At 28.0% G+C, this 15,152-nt stretch carries 11 protein-coding genes; 10 read left to right on the top strand and 1 reads right to left on the bottom strand.

Annotated features, from left to right (window positions below; genetic code table 11):
• The first annotated feature begins 524 nt into the window (after positions 1 to 524).
• From ACVC08_RS00360 to ACVC08_RS00400, 9 genes are all read left to right on the top strand, one after another.
• Entirely contained in the window at positions 525 to 2,927 is a 2,403-nt protein-coding gene (locus ACVC08_RS00360; protein WP_452600529.1) for an outer membrane beta-barrel protein, read from the top strand.
• A 116-nt stretch (positions 2,928 to 3,043) separates the two neighbouring features.
• Positions 3,044 to 3,202 (top strand): class IIb bacteriocin, lactobin A/cerein 7B family, encoded by a 159-nt coding sequence (locus ACVC08_RS00365; RefSeq protein WP_452600530.1) that lies wholly within the window; start codon positions 3,044 to 3,046, stop codon positions 3,200 to 3,202.
• Between the two features lie 376 nt (positions 3,203 to 3,578).
• Positions 3,579 to 4,751 (top strand): lanthionine synthetase LanC family protein, encoded by a 1,173-nt coding sequence (locus tag ACVC08_RS00370; RefSeq protein WP_452600531.1) that lies wholly within the window; start codon positions 3,579 to 3,581, stop codon positions 4,749 to 4,751.
• A gap of 106 nt (positions 4,752 to 4,857) precedes the next feature.
• Positions 4,858 to 5,826 (top strand): LLM class flavin-dependent oxidoreductase, encoded by a 969-nt coding sequence (locus tag ACVC08_RS00375; RefSeq protein WP_452600532.1) that lies wholly within the window; start codon positions 4,858 to 4,860, stop codon positions 5,824 to 5,826.
• 19 nt (positions 5,827 to 5,845) lie between these two features.
• Positions 5,846 to 8,050: a peptidase domain-containing ABC transporter gene (locus ACVC08_RS00380; protein ID WP_452600533.1), complete on the top strand. Its 2,205-nt coding sequence runs from the start codon at positions 5,846 to 5,848 to the stop codon at positions 8,048 to 8,050.
• 182 nt (positions 8,051 to 8,232) lie between these two features.
• Positions 8,233 to 9,444 (top strand): lanthionine synthetase C family protein, encoded by a 1,212-nt coding sequence (locus ACVC08_RS00385; RefSeq protein ID WP_452600534.1) that lies wholly within the window; start codon positions 8,233 to 8,235, stop codon positions 9,442 to 9,444.
• 7 nt (positions 9,445 to 9,451) lie between these two features.
• Positions 9,452 to 11,704: a lantibiotic dehydratase family protein gene (locus ACVC08_RS00390; protein WP_452600535.1), complete on the top strand. Its 2,253-nt coding sequence runs from the start codon at positions 9,452 to 9,454 to the stop codon at positions 11,702 to 11,704.
• Entirely contained in the window at positions 11,704 to 12,603 is a 900-nt protein-coding gene (locus tag ACVC08_RS00395) for a thiopeptide-type bacteriocin biosynthesis protein (RefSeq protein ID WP_452600536.1), read from the top strand. The genes ACVC08_RS00390 and ACVC08_RS00395 overlap by 1 nt, the downstream gene beginning before the upstream one ends.
• Positions 12,604 to 12,675: 72 nt before the next feature.
• Positions 12,676 to 13,338 carry an IS1 family transposase gene (locus ACVC08_RS00400; RefSeq protein ID WP_452600538.1) on the top strand — a complete coding sequence of 221 codons (663 nt, stop codon included), beginning with the start codon at positions 12,676 to 12,678 and terminating at the stop codon, positions 13,336 to 13,338.
• 171 nt (positions 13,339 to 13,509) lie between these two features.
• Here ACVC08_RS00400 and ACVC08_RS00405 read toward each other — a convergent pair whose 3' ends face one another.
• The gene (locus tag ACVC08_RS00405) at positions 13,510 to 13,899 is read right to left on the bottom strand and encodes a helix-turn-helix domain-containing protein (RefSeq protein ID WP_452600540.1); all 390 of its coding nucleotides are present in this window, start codon (positions 13,897 to 13,899) and stop codon (positions 13,510 to 13,512) included.
• A 227-nt stretch (positions 13,900 to 14,126) separates the two neighbouring features.
• On the opposite strand from ACVC08_RS00405, the gene ACVC08_RS00410 reads away from it, so the two are divergent.
• Entirely contained in the window at positions 14,127 to 15,062 is a 936-nt protein-coding gene (locus ACVC08_RS00410) for a recombinase family protein (protein ID WP_452600541.1), read from the top strand.
• Positions 15,063 to 15,152: the final 90 nt, after the last annotated feature.

The raw sequence follows: 15,152 nt of genomic DNA on the forward strand, positions 1-15,152 counted from the left end.
TCCTTTTGCATAACTAAGCTCTACAGCTTTATGTTTAAATTCTTTGGTGTAAAAATTTCGTGGTTTTGACATTGTTATTTTATTAAAGTTTATAAATATATAAACTCGCTTCTTACTGTCCTGTCAAATATAGCATGTCCAATATTCGGTAGTGTTTCAAATTAGGACATGCTAGAAATAAAGTAGATAGACAATTAAAACAGTAATTAGTGAAAATGCTAGTTACTGTTTTTTAGTTATATTAGAAAAAGATAGAGTTTGTTAGAATTTCTAAAACAAGCATTCTTTTACAAGATTTTTAGTAAAGTAGAAACTTCATTAACTTTAATACAGGATAAGTGTTGATTATCATAACAAGCAGAACTGCAGGAGATTATCGAGAGCTTGCATCCGATAAGTTTGAATTGCCCTAAATTGGGTATGAAAAATAAAAATACAAAAAGTAAGGCTTAGCCTTACTTTTTGTATGCTTAAAGATTATGTGATTAAAAATATAACTCAGTAAATTTATAAAAATATTTTTAATGTTCTCAGCAAGACTAACTATTATTTTGTTATCTATCAGTTGTTTATCATACTCACAAATAGAAGTTAAGGGGGTGGTTGTAGATTCATCAAGCATAGCTATTGAATTTGCAAATATTGTACTTACTAATGAAAATGGTGAGATTTTAACAGGAACTATTACTGACGAAAAAGGACGTTTTAATATTATCATTAATTCAGGAGAATATAAACTTTCTATTAGTTATCTAGGATATGAGACAACCTCTATTAATATTCTTTTAAATAAAGATAAGGATTTAGGTGTTTTCACTTTAAAAGAAAATAAAAACACCTTAGACGAAATTATTCTTTCTACACGAAAAAACTTAATAGAAAAAAAAGTGGACAGATTAATTTTCAATGTCGAAAATTCTATTTCTGCTTCGGGAGGGGATGTAACGGACATTCTTAAAGTAGTTCCTCATATAAGACTTAAAAATGATGAAATCATTATGTTAGGAAAAAGTAAGATGGGAGTATTAGTTGATGGTAATATTGTTAACTTATCTGGAGATGACTTAATTAATTTCTTAAAATCAATTCCTTCTGAAGAAATTAAAAAAATAGAAATCATTACTAATCCTCCTTCAAAATATGAAGCTGATGGTAATAGTGGATTAATTAATGTTATTTACAAAAAAAATGTAAGTAATAGTTGGAAGTCGAGCTTGAGAGCGACCTTCACTCAATATACCTATCCTGAAGGTAATATAGCAGGGAGTTTTAGGTATAGAAAAAACAAAACCTCTTTATATGTAAATGCGTCTTACGATAAAGGTTCTAAACAAATTACAGATACAAATGAATTTGAATTTGAGAATCAACTTTGGGATAGCGAAAACCCTCGACGAGTTTTTTATGATAATAGCCTTAGTACAAGGATAGCTCTTGATTATGAATGGAGCGAAAAGTTGTCATCAGGCTTTCAGTATCAATTAGGGTATGATGATACGAGAGTACAAAATAAAAATGATAGAACTCAAGTAATAAATAAAGTAACTAACGTTATAGATTCCTTAATCATTTCTAAATCATTAATTAATCAATCAAGTCCATTACACTCAATTAATTTTCATACTAATTATAAATTAGATTCTATTGGAAAAAATATTGCTCTTAATTTAGATTATTTTACATTTTTAGATAAAAGTAATAGAGTATACGATACTTCCAATTTTTTTAATAACGGACAAGAAACACCAGAAAGTTTTAATTCTGGAAAAAATGATGGCAGACAACAAATTAATAATTATTCGCTAAGAGTAGATGTTGAGTTTCCTTTAAAAAATATTCAACTCAATTTTGGAGGAAAACTGTCCTTTATTAATAGTAATAATGACATAAGTTTTTTTGACACAACGACAGGAATTCCAATTATAGACTTAAATCAAACCAATCAGTTTGAATACAAAGAAACCAACTCAGCTCTTTATGTTTCTGCCTATAAGGAGTTGAATGATAAATGGAGTGCTAAAATTGGCCTTAGAATGGAAAACACAACTACAGAAGGATTATCTCTTCAGTTGAATCAAACTAATAATAATGATTATATCAGATTTTTTCCTAGCGCTTATATTAATTATTCCTCTAATGAAAACAATATATTCTCATTAAGTTACAATAAACGAATATCTAGACCTGGTTTTGAATATCTAAACCCTTTTCGAATTATCCAAAATCCGTATTTATTTGTTGAAGGGGCTCCCTTTTTACAACCGTCATTTTCTGATAATGTAGAGTTCTCTTACACAAGTCAACAGAAGTGGTTAAGTAGTGTTTATTTTTCTCAAGTAAAAGACGGGTTTGGTCAAATTGTAGCTATAAATAATGAGACAGGGGTTAGAGCAATAAAGCCTGAAAATTATTATAACAGTTATACTTTTGGGATTATCGAATCTTACACATTTAATAAGTGGAAAGAATGGGAAAGTGTTAATACATTAAACATTAATTATAGCTATACAGAATCGCTTTTAGGTTTTATAAATGATAACCAAAATGGTGTAAACACCTATTTATCTACTAGTAATAGTTTTATTTTAAATAAAGATAAAACTATAATATCAAGCATTGATGCATGGTTTAGTTTTCCTGGTGTGTATGATATTTATAAAACCTCATCTAGTTCTAGTGTGGACCTCTCTTTTAAATTCTTCTTTTTAGAAAGAGATTTACAATTAACAGTTACTGGAAGTGATTTATTTAAGGGGCAAATAACAGAAGCTACCGCATTTAGTAATGGTGTAAGAACTACTTATGAAAACTATTATGATAGCAGAAGGTTTAGAATATCTCTAAGGTATAATTTGGGTAATAAAAAGATAAATGTTAGTCAAAAAGACTTTGGTAATGAAGAAGAAAAAAGAAGAATAGGAAATTAGTTCTCAAAAAAAATTAAAAATATACAAAAGTAAACTTGCAGGTTTAAGATGTCCAATAAGAGCTTTATGACATAAAAATGCATCTCAATTTATTAAATAATTTAAAATCATTTATTATGAAAAAAATTAAATTAAACAAAGGACTACAACTAAACAAAAAAGTTGTAAGTAAGTTACAAGAAGAACAATTAGCTAATGTTAAAGGTGGTTTAGCACCTGCAGGTTCATGTATCTGTTGTTCGTGTAATACTAAGAAAGATATAGAAGCGCTTTAAAATGCAGTAATTTCTTAGATAGTAGCTAGCTTTTTTAAGCTAGCTACTTATTAATAGTTTAAAATTATTCATTATGAAAAAAATTAAATTAAACCTTAGAACTGAATAAAGAAGTTATATGTAAATTACAAAAGGTGGTTTAGCAAAAGGTATATCATGTTTTTTTGCCTCATGTAATTCAAAAGCATGTGAATCAGGAAAAATTTAGAATAGAAAACTAAACAGGAATAAGTTCAAACTGAAGACTACATCTAAATATCGAACCTTTAAGAATGTGAAACAACGTTGTATGTTACATTTTTTTGTGTATTCTACCCATGTCTAACTAGATTTAGATTTAATTGTTTTTAAAACAATAACTAAAAAATAAAGAAAAGTGATTATAAAAGATATTGATATAAAACCAAACCTTATTCGCGAAGTCTTACTAAAAAATGATTCTAAATTTGTTAATATGGGAATCTTAGATGGCTTATTAGGTATGTCATTATACCATTATTACTATTACTTATATACTAATGACGAAACCTATTTAAATGATGTAATATTATATTTAGAGAAAAGTATTGAAGGTCTTAGTGAAAGTTATAAAGGAACTAATATCATAAACAATATTATTGATTTAGGAGATTATTTATTTTTCTTATATCAAAAAAAGATTCTTGATACAGAAGATATTAATGAGCTCTTAACCGATTCTGATGAAATTATCAAATGTTTTTTGTTTGAAGAAATTGAAAAAAAGAACCTAAACCCAATGTTTGGAGCTGTCAAAGCAGGTTATTATTTATTGTATAGATCAGAATTTATAGATGTTAATTCAGAATTAATAAGCTTACTAGAAGCTATAGATGAACAATCTATAAAAGTTGACAATTTTGTATACTGGGAGTCTAATTTTAAAAATTCTCAAGAACCAGTAACTCTACTTGGAGTTACTCATGGTGTCGCTGGTATTATTAATTTCTTACTTCAAGCGTATTCAAGAAAAATAGCATATAAAAATTTAAAATCACTGATTACAAGTGGTTTAAATTTCCTATGCGAATTCAATGAAAAAAAAGGAACCAATTGGTTTAGATTAGAAGTTAATGAAAACGAAAAATTAAACCATCAAGATTTAGGTTATGGAGATATAGGAATAGGGTATACGTTTCTTAATGCAGGAACAATATTACATAATAATGATTTTTTTTTAATAGGTAAAAATATTATTGAGAATGCATCAAAATTTAGAGACGATAAAGAAGAGTACACAAAAGATGCAAGTTTGTTTTATGGCTCGTCTGGCTTATGTGCTCTATTAAGTAAAGTGAATACAAAATTGGAAAATCCTATACTACAAAAAGCTATAAATCATTGGAGGCAAATTACCTTGAATATGGATAACAAAAAATCAGAGTGGGCTGGTTATCTTTCTAATTATAATTCGCAATATGATTATACACATCTATCGTTTTCAGAAGGTATTTGCGGCATAGGAATTATGTTAATGGCTCATGAAAAAGAATTGGGACATGATTATTTACGCTTTTTAAATTTTCACTAATCATCATAACGTTAATAGCATTCAATATATATATATTATTAAAGATTAATAGAAAAATGAGGCAAAGCAAATTATAAAGAAAAAATTTAATTTATTGACTTTAATTATGACAAAACAACCCCTAAAAATAGGACTTCTAGAATACGGTTATCGAATTGATAAAAATAGCATGGCTACTATTGAAGAAATAATAGAATATGCTGTTGAGGCAGATAAACTAGGCTTTTCTAGATTTTGGCTAGGTGAACATCATGGATCACTTACTACAATGGCGTTTACTAATCCAGATATACTAATTAGTATTATTGCAGGAATGACAGATACCATTAAGGTTGGTTCTGCAGGTTCTACAATACTAATGTCTAATACATACCCAGTAGCAACGAACTATAAGTTAATGAATAATCTTTTTTACGATAGAATAGATTTAGGTTTGGCTAAAGGAAGTGGACTTGTAGAGAGCCGTCAAGTTGTAAAAATGGATAAAACTCTGGGGGAGAGAGAAAATTTAAAAGAACAATTTGATGATAAATTAAAATTGATTTGCGACCTACTCCAGAATGAAAAGAAAAACTTAAAGGAGAATCAAATAGTAATACCTCCTTTTGGCGGGAAACCACCAGAAATATGGTATCTATCAACATCTTATAGAAACTTTAGCACAGCAATTAAATATAAACTTAACTATTGTAGATCACTATTTCACTCATCAACAGACGAAAATCAATATAAAAAAGAGGATGTTATAAAATTTAAACAAGACTTTTTTAATGAACATAATTTTTATCCAGAAATAAACTATGGTATTTCAATATGCGTTGGAGACACTATGGAAGATGCAAAAAAAGAGTATGACAAACTGTTAGAGCATTATGGAAAAGGTGAAAATGAAAACTTTATAATATTCCCTGTAACTATCGATTCTTTGTGCGAAATGCTATTAGGGTTTCAAGAACGATATGGTATTGATGAATTTATTATATATGACATGACAGATGATCCTCAAAAAATGCTGGTAAATATTAGAGAAATAAGTAAAAGATTTAATCTACAAAAAGAACTAAAAATTAATTAAAGAAATAGAATAGAAATTTATGAAATTGATTCCTCAACATGATCAAATGGATTGTGGTCCAGCTTGTATTGCAATGATATCTGCTTACTTTGGAAAAAAACACCAAATAGACTACATCAGAGAAATTTCATATTTAAAACGCGACGGTGTTAGTTTAAGAGGTATTTCTGAAGCTGCCGAAAAAATCGGTTTTAATACTTACGCTAGTCTATTAGATTTAAAAACTCTAGATATTGAAGGGACGCTTCCATGTGTACTTCATTGGAACCAAAATCACTTTGTAGTACTGTATAACCATAAGAAAAATATTCTTACTGGAAAATATAAGTACAAAATTGCAGACCCTTCTTATGGCTTAATGTCTTTAAATGAAAATGAATTTAAATCAAGATGGTTAACCCAAAATGATAAAGGTGTTGCTTTATTTTTAAACCCTACCGAAGAATTTCATAAAAAAGAAGTTCTCAAAAAAAAGAGAATAGATTTTAATTTTCTATTAGGCTTTTTAAAACCATATAAAAAAGAAGTATTTCAACTTTTCTTGGGCTTATTAGCTGGAAGTTTATTTACATTAATATTCCCTTTCCTTACACAATCTTTAATTGATAAAGGTGTTGAAAACAAAAGTTTAAGTATTGTTTTTATTATTTTACTAGCTCAAGTCTTTTTATTTTTAGGCTCCATTATTATTGAGATTGTTAGAAATTGGATTATGCTTTACATAGGAACAAGAATCAATATTAGTATTATTTCAGATTTCTTTAAAAAAATATTAAAACTACCAATCAATTTTTTTGATTCAAAGCTAATAGGAGATTTTAATCAAAGAATTCAAGATCATGAAAGAATAGAAGAGTTTTTAACTTCGCAAAGTTTAACAACATTATTCTCAATAATTAATTTTTCAATATTCTTTTTTGTACTACTTTATTATGACTATAAAATAGTAGTAGCTTATTCTATTTTAACATTAATCGCAATTTTATGGTCTGTATATTTTCTTAAAAAGAGAAGGATTTTAGATTATTATCGTTTTCAAAGAAGAAGTGAAAATCAAGAATCTATTTATGAAATGATAAATGGTATTCAAGAAATTAAACTCAATAGCTTTGAAGATTTTAAAAGAAGAGAATGGGAAAACATTCAAGTCAAGCTTTTTGGTGTAAACCTTAGAGTCTTAAAATTAGACCAGTTTCAATTAATGGGATTTAATTTTATTAATCAGTTAAAAAACATTTTAGTAACATTCATTGCAGCAAGAGAAGTTATATTTGGAAACATTACTTTAGGATCTATGCTAGCTATTGCATACATAATTGGCCAAATGAACTCTCCAGTAAACCAGTTAATCAACTTCTTTAGATCACTTCAAGATGCGAGATTAAGTATGGAACGTTTAAGTGAAGTACAAGATCAAGAAGAAGAAGAAGAAGAAGGACAAATAAAACTTACCGACAAAGATTTAAGCTATCAAAATGATATTGAAAAAGGAATTAAAATTCATAACCTAGATTATCAATATGAAGGGCCAAAATCGCCATTCGTTTTAAAAAATATAAACTTATTTATACCTGAAGGAAAAACAACAGCTATAGTTGGAGCTAGTGGAAGTGGTAAAACAACCTTCATGAAAATATTATTAAAATTCTATAACCCTGTTAGAGGACAAATTAATATAAATGAGCATAACTTATTAAATATTTCACCCAAAAACTGGAGAGATAATTGTGGTGTTGTTATGCAAGAAGGATACATTTTCTCCGATACAATTGAAAGAAACATTGCAACAGGTGAAGAAATAATTGATCAAGATAAACTTGAATTTGCTATTAAAACAGCTAACATTAAAGAATTTATTACTGCGCTTCCTCAACAATTGAAAACCAAAATTGGAGCTTCTGGAAATGGAATCTCAGGAGGACAGAAACAACGAATATTGATTGCTAGATCTGTTTATAAAAACCCGCACTATATTTTTTTTGATGAAGCGACTAGTGCACTTGATGCCGAAAACGAAAAAATAATACATAATAATTTACAAGCCTTTTTTAAAAATAAAACTGTAGTTATAATAGCACACAGATTAAGTACAGTAAAAAATGCAGATCAAATTGTAGTATTAAAAGAAGGCAAAATTGTTGAGCTAGGCTCTCATAAAGAACTAGTAAAAAATAAATTAAATTATTACAATCTAGTAAAAAACCAATTAGAATTAGGTTCATAAATTATGGAAAATAATCTAGAAAAAGAGTTGGATAAAAATAAGTTCTCTATTGTAAAATACGGACTGGTAATCTTATTATTAGTAATTGTATTAATTCTTTATTCTCTTATGATTCTTAAAATAGATGATGAACCAATACTCCATATGGTAATGGACTATTATTTCAGATAAAAATCTGAACTATGACTAAAAAAATAATCGAGACAAAACTCAAGGAAATTGATGAAATTATAAAAAAAGAATATCGCAATGAAAATAATATAGGCGTTATATCTGGTCTTTCTGGAATGGCACTGTTTCAATTTTACTATTCAAAATATTTAGATACTCCTGATAACGCAAATTTTGGGGTTACTATTTTAGGAGATATCATTGAAAAAATAAATGGTGGGTATAATTCTTCTCTTTTCTCAAATGGAATTGCAGGATTTGGCTGGTTCTTAGATTTTCTTGAATTAAATGAATTTATTGATGTTGAAAGTGATGGGATACTTGAAGAATTAGATGATTATTTGCTTACTGCAATGAATACTAATCTAAAACAAAAAAATTATGATCTTCTTTATGGAGCAATTGGGCAAGCTTGCTATTTTTTTAATAGATATAAAAATACTAAATCCAATAGCTTAAAAGAAAAATACACAGAAATCTTACTTGAATTCATTACTTCTTTAAAAAAGATATCTGAAAAAGAAGATGATAAAATAAAGTGGTCCTCTTTTTTAACATATATACCTAGAAAAGAAGGTTATGGTATATGTCTAGCACATGGGGTCTCTAGTATTATTTCAATGTTGTCGAAACTTCATAAAGAAGTAGTTTTTAAAGATAAAGTAACTCCATTGTTAAAAGGAAGTATAAATTATGTTTTAAGCTTTAAAAGTACCGACCCCAATAGCCTTTCTTGTTTCCCAATTTGGGTTTTACCAAATGGCGAACCAGAAGGGCCTAGCAGAATAGCTTGGTGTTATGGAGATTTAGGAATTGGTGCTGCTCTATTGCAAGCCTCTAAAGCATTAAATGACGATGACTTAAACAAAGAGTCGCTAAGGATACTAAAACATACCACTAGAAGAAGAACCCCTGAAAAAACAATGGTTGCAGATGCAGGGATTTGCCACGGCTCATTTGGAAATGCATTGATATATAATAGAATATATAAAGAGACCGGAGAAGAAATTTTTAAAGAAACGTCAGAGTTTTGGATAAAGAATGGTGTTGAAATGGGACATTTTACAGATGGTTATGCAGGCTATAAAATGTGGGATCCTGATGAAAAGGAATGGTCTAAAAGTACTAGTTTCTTAACTGGAATAACAGGTATAGGTTTAGCTATGATTGCTCATTTAGGCAATTTTGATTCTAATTGGGATGAATGTTTAATGATAAGTTAACTAATAAATGAGTAGAAATTTTCCATATAAAAGTTTTTCAAATTACGTTCTAAGAAGCCCTTTACTAACTTTTGATTTATACAGAGAAATCACATCAAAAAAAGAAATAACAGACGAGCAGTTTAAAGATCTTTATGCGGACAAAAGTATCAAAGAAGCGATTTTTTTAGCTTCGCCAGACTTATCAAAAGTAGCAGATTTATGGGTTAATGGTAAAATTGATAGCAAAAAGGATATTGATAGGCTTAAATTTTCCATATTAAAATATATTTCTAGAATGTCCTCTAGGTGTACCCCTTTCGGCTTATTTGCAGGTTGCTCAGTAGGTAAGTTTAATGATAAAACAAATATAAGCCTTAACGAAATTAATAAACATAAGCGTCACACTAGATTAGACATGAATTATCTAGTTGCTTTATCTCAAGATCTCGCTAAAATAGATTATATTAAAAAACAATTACTCTTCTTTCCTAATACAAGTATTTATATAACAGGAAGTCAATTAAGGTATATAGAATATCAATATATCAAAGGTATGCGACATCATTTCATTATATCTGTAGATAATACTAATTATCTCGATAAGGTTATAAAAAAAGCAAAAGAAGGTGCTAAATTAGAAGATTTAGTAAAAACATTGGTGAATGAAGATATTACCTATGCCGATGCTAGTTATTACGTTGAGGAACTAATATCTAATCAATTGTTAGTTAGTGAATTTGAACCTTCTGTGTCTGGCCCTGAGTTTTTAGACCAAATGTTTTCTGTATTAGATAAATTAAATAATGTTGATGATATAACTCAAAAATTAAAAAAAGTTAGGTTTGAATTAAAAGACATTGATAAAACTATAGGTAATGACGTCAATAAATATGAAAAAGTCATTACACTTTTAAAAGGTTTCGAAACAGAAATTAATCCAAAGTTCATGTTTCAAACAGATATGATGCTTAGCAAAAAAAACAATACTTTAGACAAAAAGATAATAAAAGACATTAAAAATGGTTTGAGGTTATTAAATAAAATACATACCCAAAAAAAGTCTAACACATTTACAAAATTCAAGGATGCTTTTTACGAAAGATTTGAAGGAAATGAAGTCCCTTTATCTTTAGCTCTAGATACAGAAAGCGGTATAGGATATAAACAAGATCAAGGTTCAGGTGATATTAATCCATTAGTAGATGATCTCTTTTTAGAAACTAAAAAAGTTAAGCATGACGTAAAGGAAATTCAGTGGTCTTCTATCGACACTTTTTTTCATAAAAAATTAATTGAAGCCTCTAATAAAGGCGCGTATACAATTTCTATTTCAGAAAATGATTTTAAAGATATGGAGGAGAACTGGAACAATCTGCCAGACACCTTTTCATGTATGATTGAAATGCTAGAAATTAATGGTGAGCAAAAAATTAAATTTGATGGGTACGGAGGGTCAAGCGCTGCAAATCTTTTAGGACGTTTTTGTCATGGGGATTTAGAACTTAAAAGCTTAGTAAGGGAAATTACAGATGTTGAATTCTCTATTAATAAAAATAAAATTGTTGCAGAAATTGTTCATTTGCCTGAGTCTAGAGTTGGTAACATACTAATGCGCCCTAATTTCCGCGAGTATGAAATTCCGTATTTAGCCAAATCTGTTAGGCCTATTGCTAATCAACTTCCAATAAATGATCTTATGATCTCTATAAAAAACAGTACAAGAGTTATATTAAGGTCAAAAAAATATAACAAAGAAGTTATTCCTCGCATGTCTAACGCTCATAATTATATTTATAATTCACTTCCTATTTATCATTTTTTATGTGATTTACAAACACAAAAAACTAGAAGTGAAATGTGGTTTAACTATGGGCCTTTAAAAGATAATTATGAATTTTTACCTAGAGTAGAGTTTAATAATCTTATATTATTTGAGGCAACTTGGTTTTTAAAAAAACATAAAATTGAGTCATTAGTTAAAAATGTAAATGATGATGAAACCTTACATCAATTAATAAAACAATTCCGGCTAGAATTAAAGTTGCCAAGGTATGTGTCATTAGTAGATGGAGACAATCAGTTATTAGTAAACTTTGAAAATATTACCTCTGTTAGAATGCTGCTAAATATTGTTAATAAAAGACCTGAGTTCCAATTAAAAGAATTCCTGTCTGGAGAAAACAGCCCTGTAAAACAAAATACGAAGTATTGTACAAACCAAATAATAATGTCATTTTATAATGAAAAAAAACTAATGAATTCAATTAACCAAGACTAATGTCTAATAACGTTCAAAGTAAATATATATTAGGTGACCATTGGATATATTATAAAATATATTTAGGACCTAAAACATCTGACGCCATATTAACTGAAATAATCAAACCGATATCAGAAAAGTTTATAAGTAATAATATTATAGACAAATGGTTCTTTATTCGATACAATGACCCTAAATACCATTTAAGGTTGCGATTATATTGCATAGAAAAAGAAAATATTGGAATTGTAATTAATGAGTTCCATCAACAACTAAAAGAATATACAAATCAAGGATTGATTTGGAAAGTACAATTAGATACTTACCTAAGAGAATTATCCCGTTATGGAAGTAACACAATTGAATTAGCCGAAAATTTATTCTATTATGAAAGCAAAATGGTTGTAGATTTTATTGATATGATTGAAGGTGAAGAAGGTGAAGAATTACGATGGCTCTTTGCAATGAAAGCGATTAATTCATTTCTAGACAGTTTTCTATATTCCACAGAACAAAAACTGGAATTGTTAAATGATTTAAAAATAGGATATGCTATAGAATTTGGAAAAACTAAATTCTTAGGAAAACAATTAAATGATAAATATAGAATTGAAAGAGATAAAATTGAAGATTTCATCTCTTTCAAAAGTAATGAAAAACCAGATTACGAGCCTATAATAGAAGTCCTACAAGAAAATGTAAATAATACCAAAGAAATAGTTTCTGCCATTCTAAAAATTAAAGAAGAAAATAATTTAGAACCAGAAATCAATGATTTAATGGCTAGCTATATACATATGTTAATGAACAGAATTTTTAAATCTAAAAACAGGTTAAATGAAATGGTTTGCTATGACTTCTTATCTCGTTTTTATAATTCTAAAATAGCAAAAGAGAAGAGGAATATAGGTGTATAAAATAACATAAATTTATATTTCCGGTTTAAAAATGGACATCACTTCATAGCTGGTAATGTAGTAAAAAAGGTCATGACAAAAACATATTGTCCAAAATGTAATAGTGTTGCGGTTAAAAATGGATTTCAAAATAATAGACAACGCTATAAATTTAAAATTTGTAATAATCGTTTTCAGTTAGAATATAGTTACCAAGCTTGTAAAAAGGGAACAAACGATTTAATAAAATCTTTACTTAAAGAAAGTTGTAGTGTACGAGGTATTTCTAGAGTAATTAAAATATATAAGAAAACGGTGCTTTCAAGAATGCTGAAAATAAGTAAACAAATCATAGTTCCATATTTTAATAAGTTAGGCTGTAAATTTGAATTAGATGAAATGTTTATAAAAATTGCTAATGGTAAATCGCAAAACTGGTTGACTTATGCAATTGAACAGAGGACAAAAGAAGTAATAAGTTTTTTAATAGGAAGTAAATCTATAGAAAATATTAAACTTATAATAAATAAGGTTTTGTTGTTAAAACCTAAAAAGATTTACAAAGATAAGTTGTCACTATATAAAAATTTAATACTTATAAGTATTCATAAAGTATTCCAATATTGTACAAATCGTATCGAAAGAAAAAACTTAACGTTACGAATGCATATCAAAAGGTTAAGTAGGAAAACAATATGTTTTTCAAGAAAAGAAAAGTATATTGAAGCACATTTAAGAATCTATTTTTGGGTATAGTAATTCTAAATTTAAGACTCTTAGCAAAAGTAAACGTATCTTTAAAGATACTGTAATAAAAAGGAGTAAGTGAGGTGGTTTTTTAGTGAAATAGCAAAAAAATCATCTTAGATTACTATCCCTGTGGATTGAAGTACTACGTATTTTTTTAATAAAAGCGGATTGTTATTTTTATGATTTTGTAATCTTATTTAATTCTGTTAATCTTTTATTCATTTTAATATACTGCTCTTTTTCTAATGTATCTTTTTCAAAAACCGTATCCATCATAATACTTACAACATTTTTATTATAATCAGATAAACTTTCAATCAATGCAATTTTTTGATTTAAAGTTTTATTTGTAATCTTTCTATCTTGAAATAATTCGACAAAAGATATTTCTAAAGCTTTGGCTATTTTTTCTGCTGTATCTATAGAGGGAGTTACTTTCATATTCTCTATTCTGTTATAGGTAGAAGCTAACATACCGCTTTTCTCAGCAACTTCTTGTTGGCTAAGTTTTTTTACTTTTCTAAAATATCTTATGTTTTCAATAAATAATTTTTGAATTAGACTCATTTTAATTGAATTTAATCAAAATTAAGGAAAATATATTTAATTGTCAAATAAAGCATTTTTAATTTGTTTTTATGTGTTATATATCATATTTTAGATGTAATTATGCTATATAAGTCAAATAATATAAAATCTAAACAATTCAATAAAGATAGTGCATCAAAAATAAGGGCTAAGCTACTTTTTTTCGCAATGATTGAATATGAAAGATATTTAATGAAGTCTAATGAATGCAAAATGCAATAATATATACTCGAGTATCTTCAGATGATCAGGCCAATAAGGGCTTTAGTTTACCTCATCAAAAGCAGGTTTTAGAATTTTATTGCAATCACAAAAACATCCAAATATTACGACATTTTAGAGAAGATTTCTCTGCTAAAAATTTTGATAGGCCTATTTTTAATCAACTTAGAGAGTATGTTAAAGCTAATCGTAAAACTATAGACGGAATATTATTTACCCGCTGGGATAGATTCGGTCGAAATGTAGAGGAGGCATATAAAGAAATTAGACAGTTTAGGAATATAGGTATAGAAGTGAACGCAATAGAGCAGCCGCTAGACTTATCACAGCCAGATTCTAAAATTATGCTTTCAGTTTACTTAGTAATTTCAGAAGTAGAAAACGATAAGATAAGTCTTCGCACTAAACAAGGATTACGTAGAGCTATGAAAGAGGGTTGTTTTGTCGGTTTAGCACCAGTTGGCTATGTAAATCATAGAAACGAAGAAGGAAAATCTACATTAGCTCCAAATGAAGAAATAGCACCACTTATACGAGGTGCCTTTTTGGATTATTCAAAAGGTGTTCTTTCATCTGAAGAAGTGAGAAGAAAATACTACAAGAGAGGTTTAAAGATTACTAAGCAAAGTATGCTTAATACACTTAAAAATCCTGTATACTGTGGGAAAATTTTAATAAAAGAGTGGAAGAAAGAGGATGAGATGATTGTTGAAGGATTACATCCAGCAATTATAGATGAAGAGACCTATAATGCCGTACAGAAAATATTTAAAGGTAAAAATAATACGAAAATCCATAAGTTTTCTGAAATAGATGAGAGATTACCCCTTCGTGGATATTTGGCATGTCGTAAATGTGGTAGATCTTTAATGGACTTGCAACAAAAAACTGGACAAAAAGAAGAGAGATTATGCTGCTAATTTTTGATTGTTCATTTCTGTTTCAAATTCTTCAATAGATTTTAAGCCTAAAGCCGTGTGTAATCTTTTTCTATTATACCAAGTTTCAAT

Source organism: Pontimicrobium sp. MEBiC06410 (assembly GCF_053601615.1).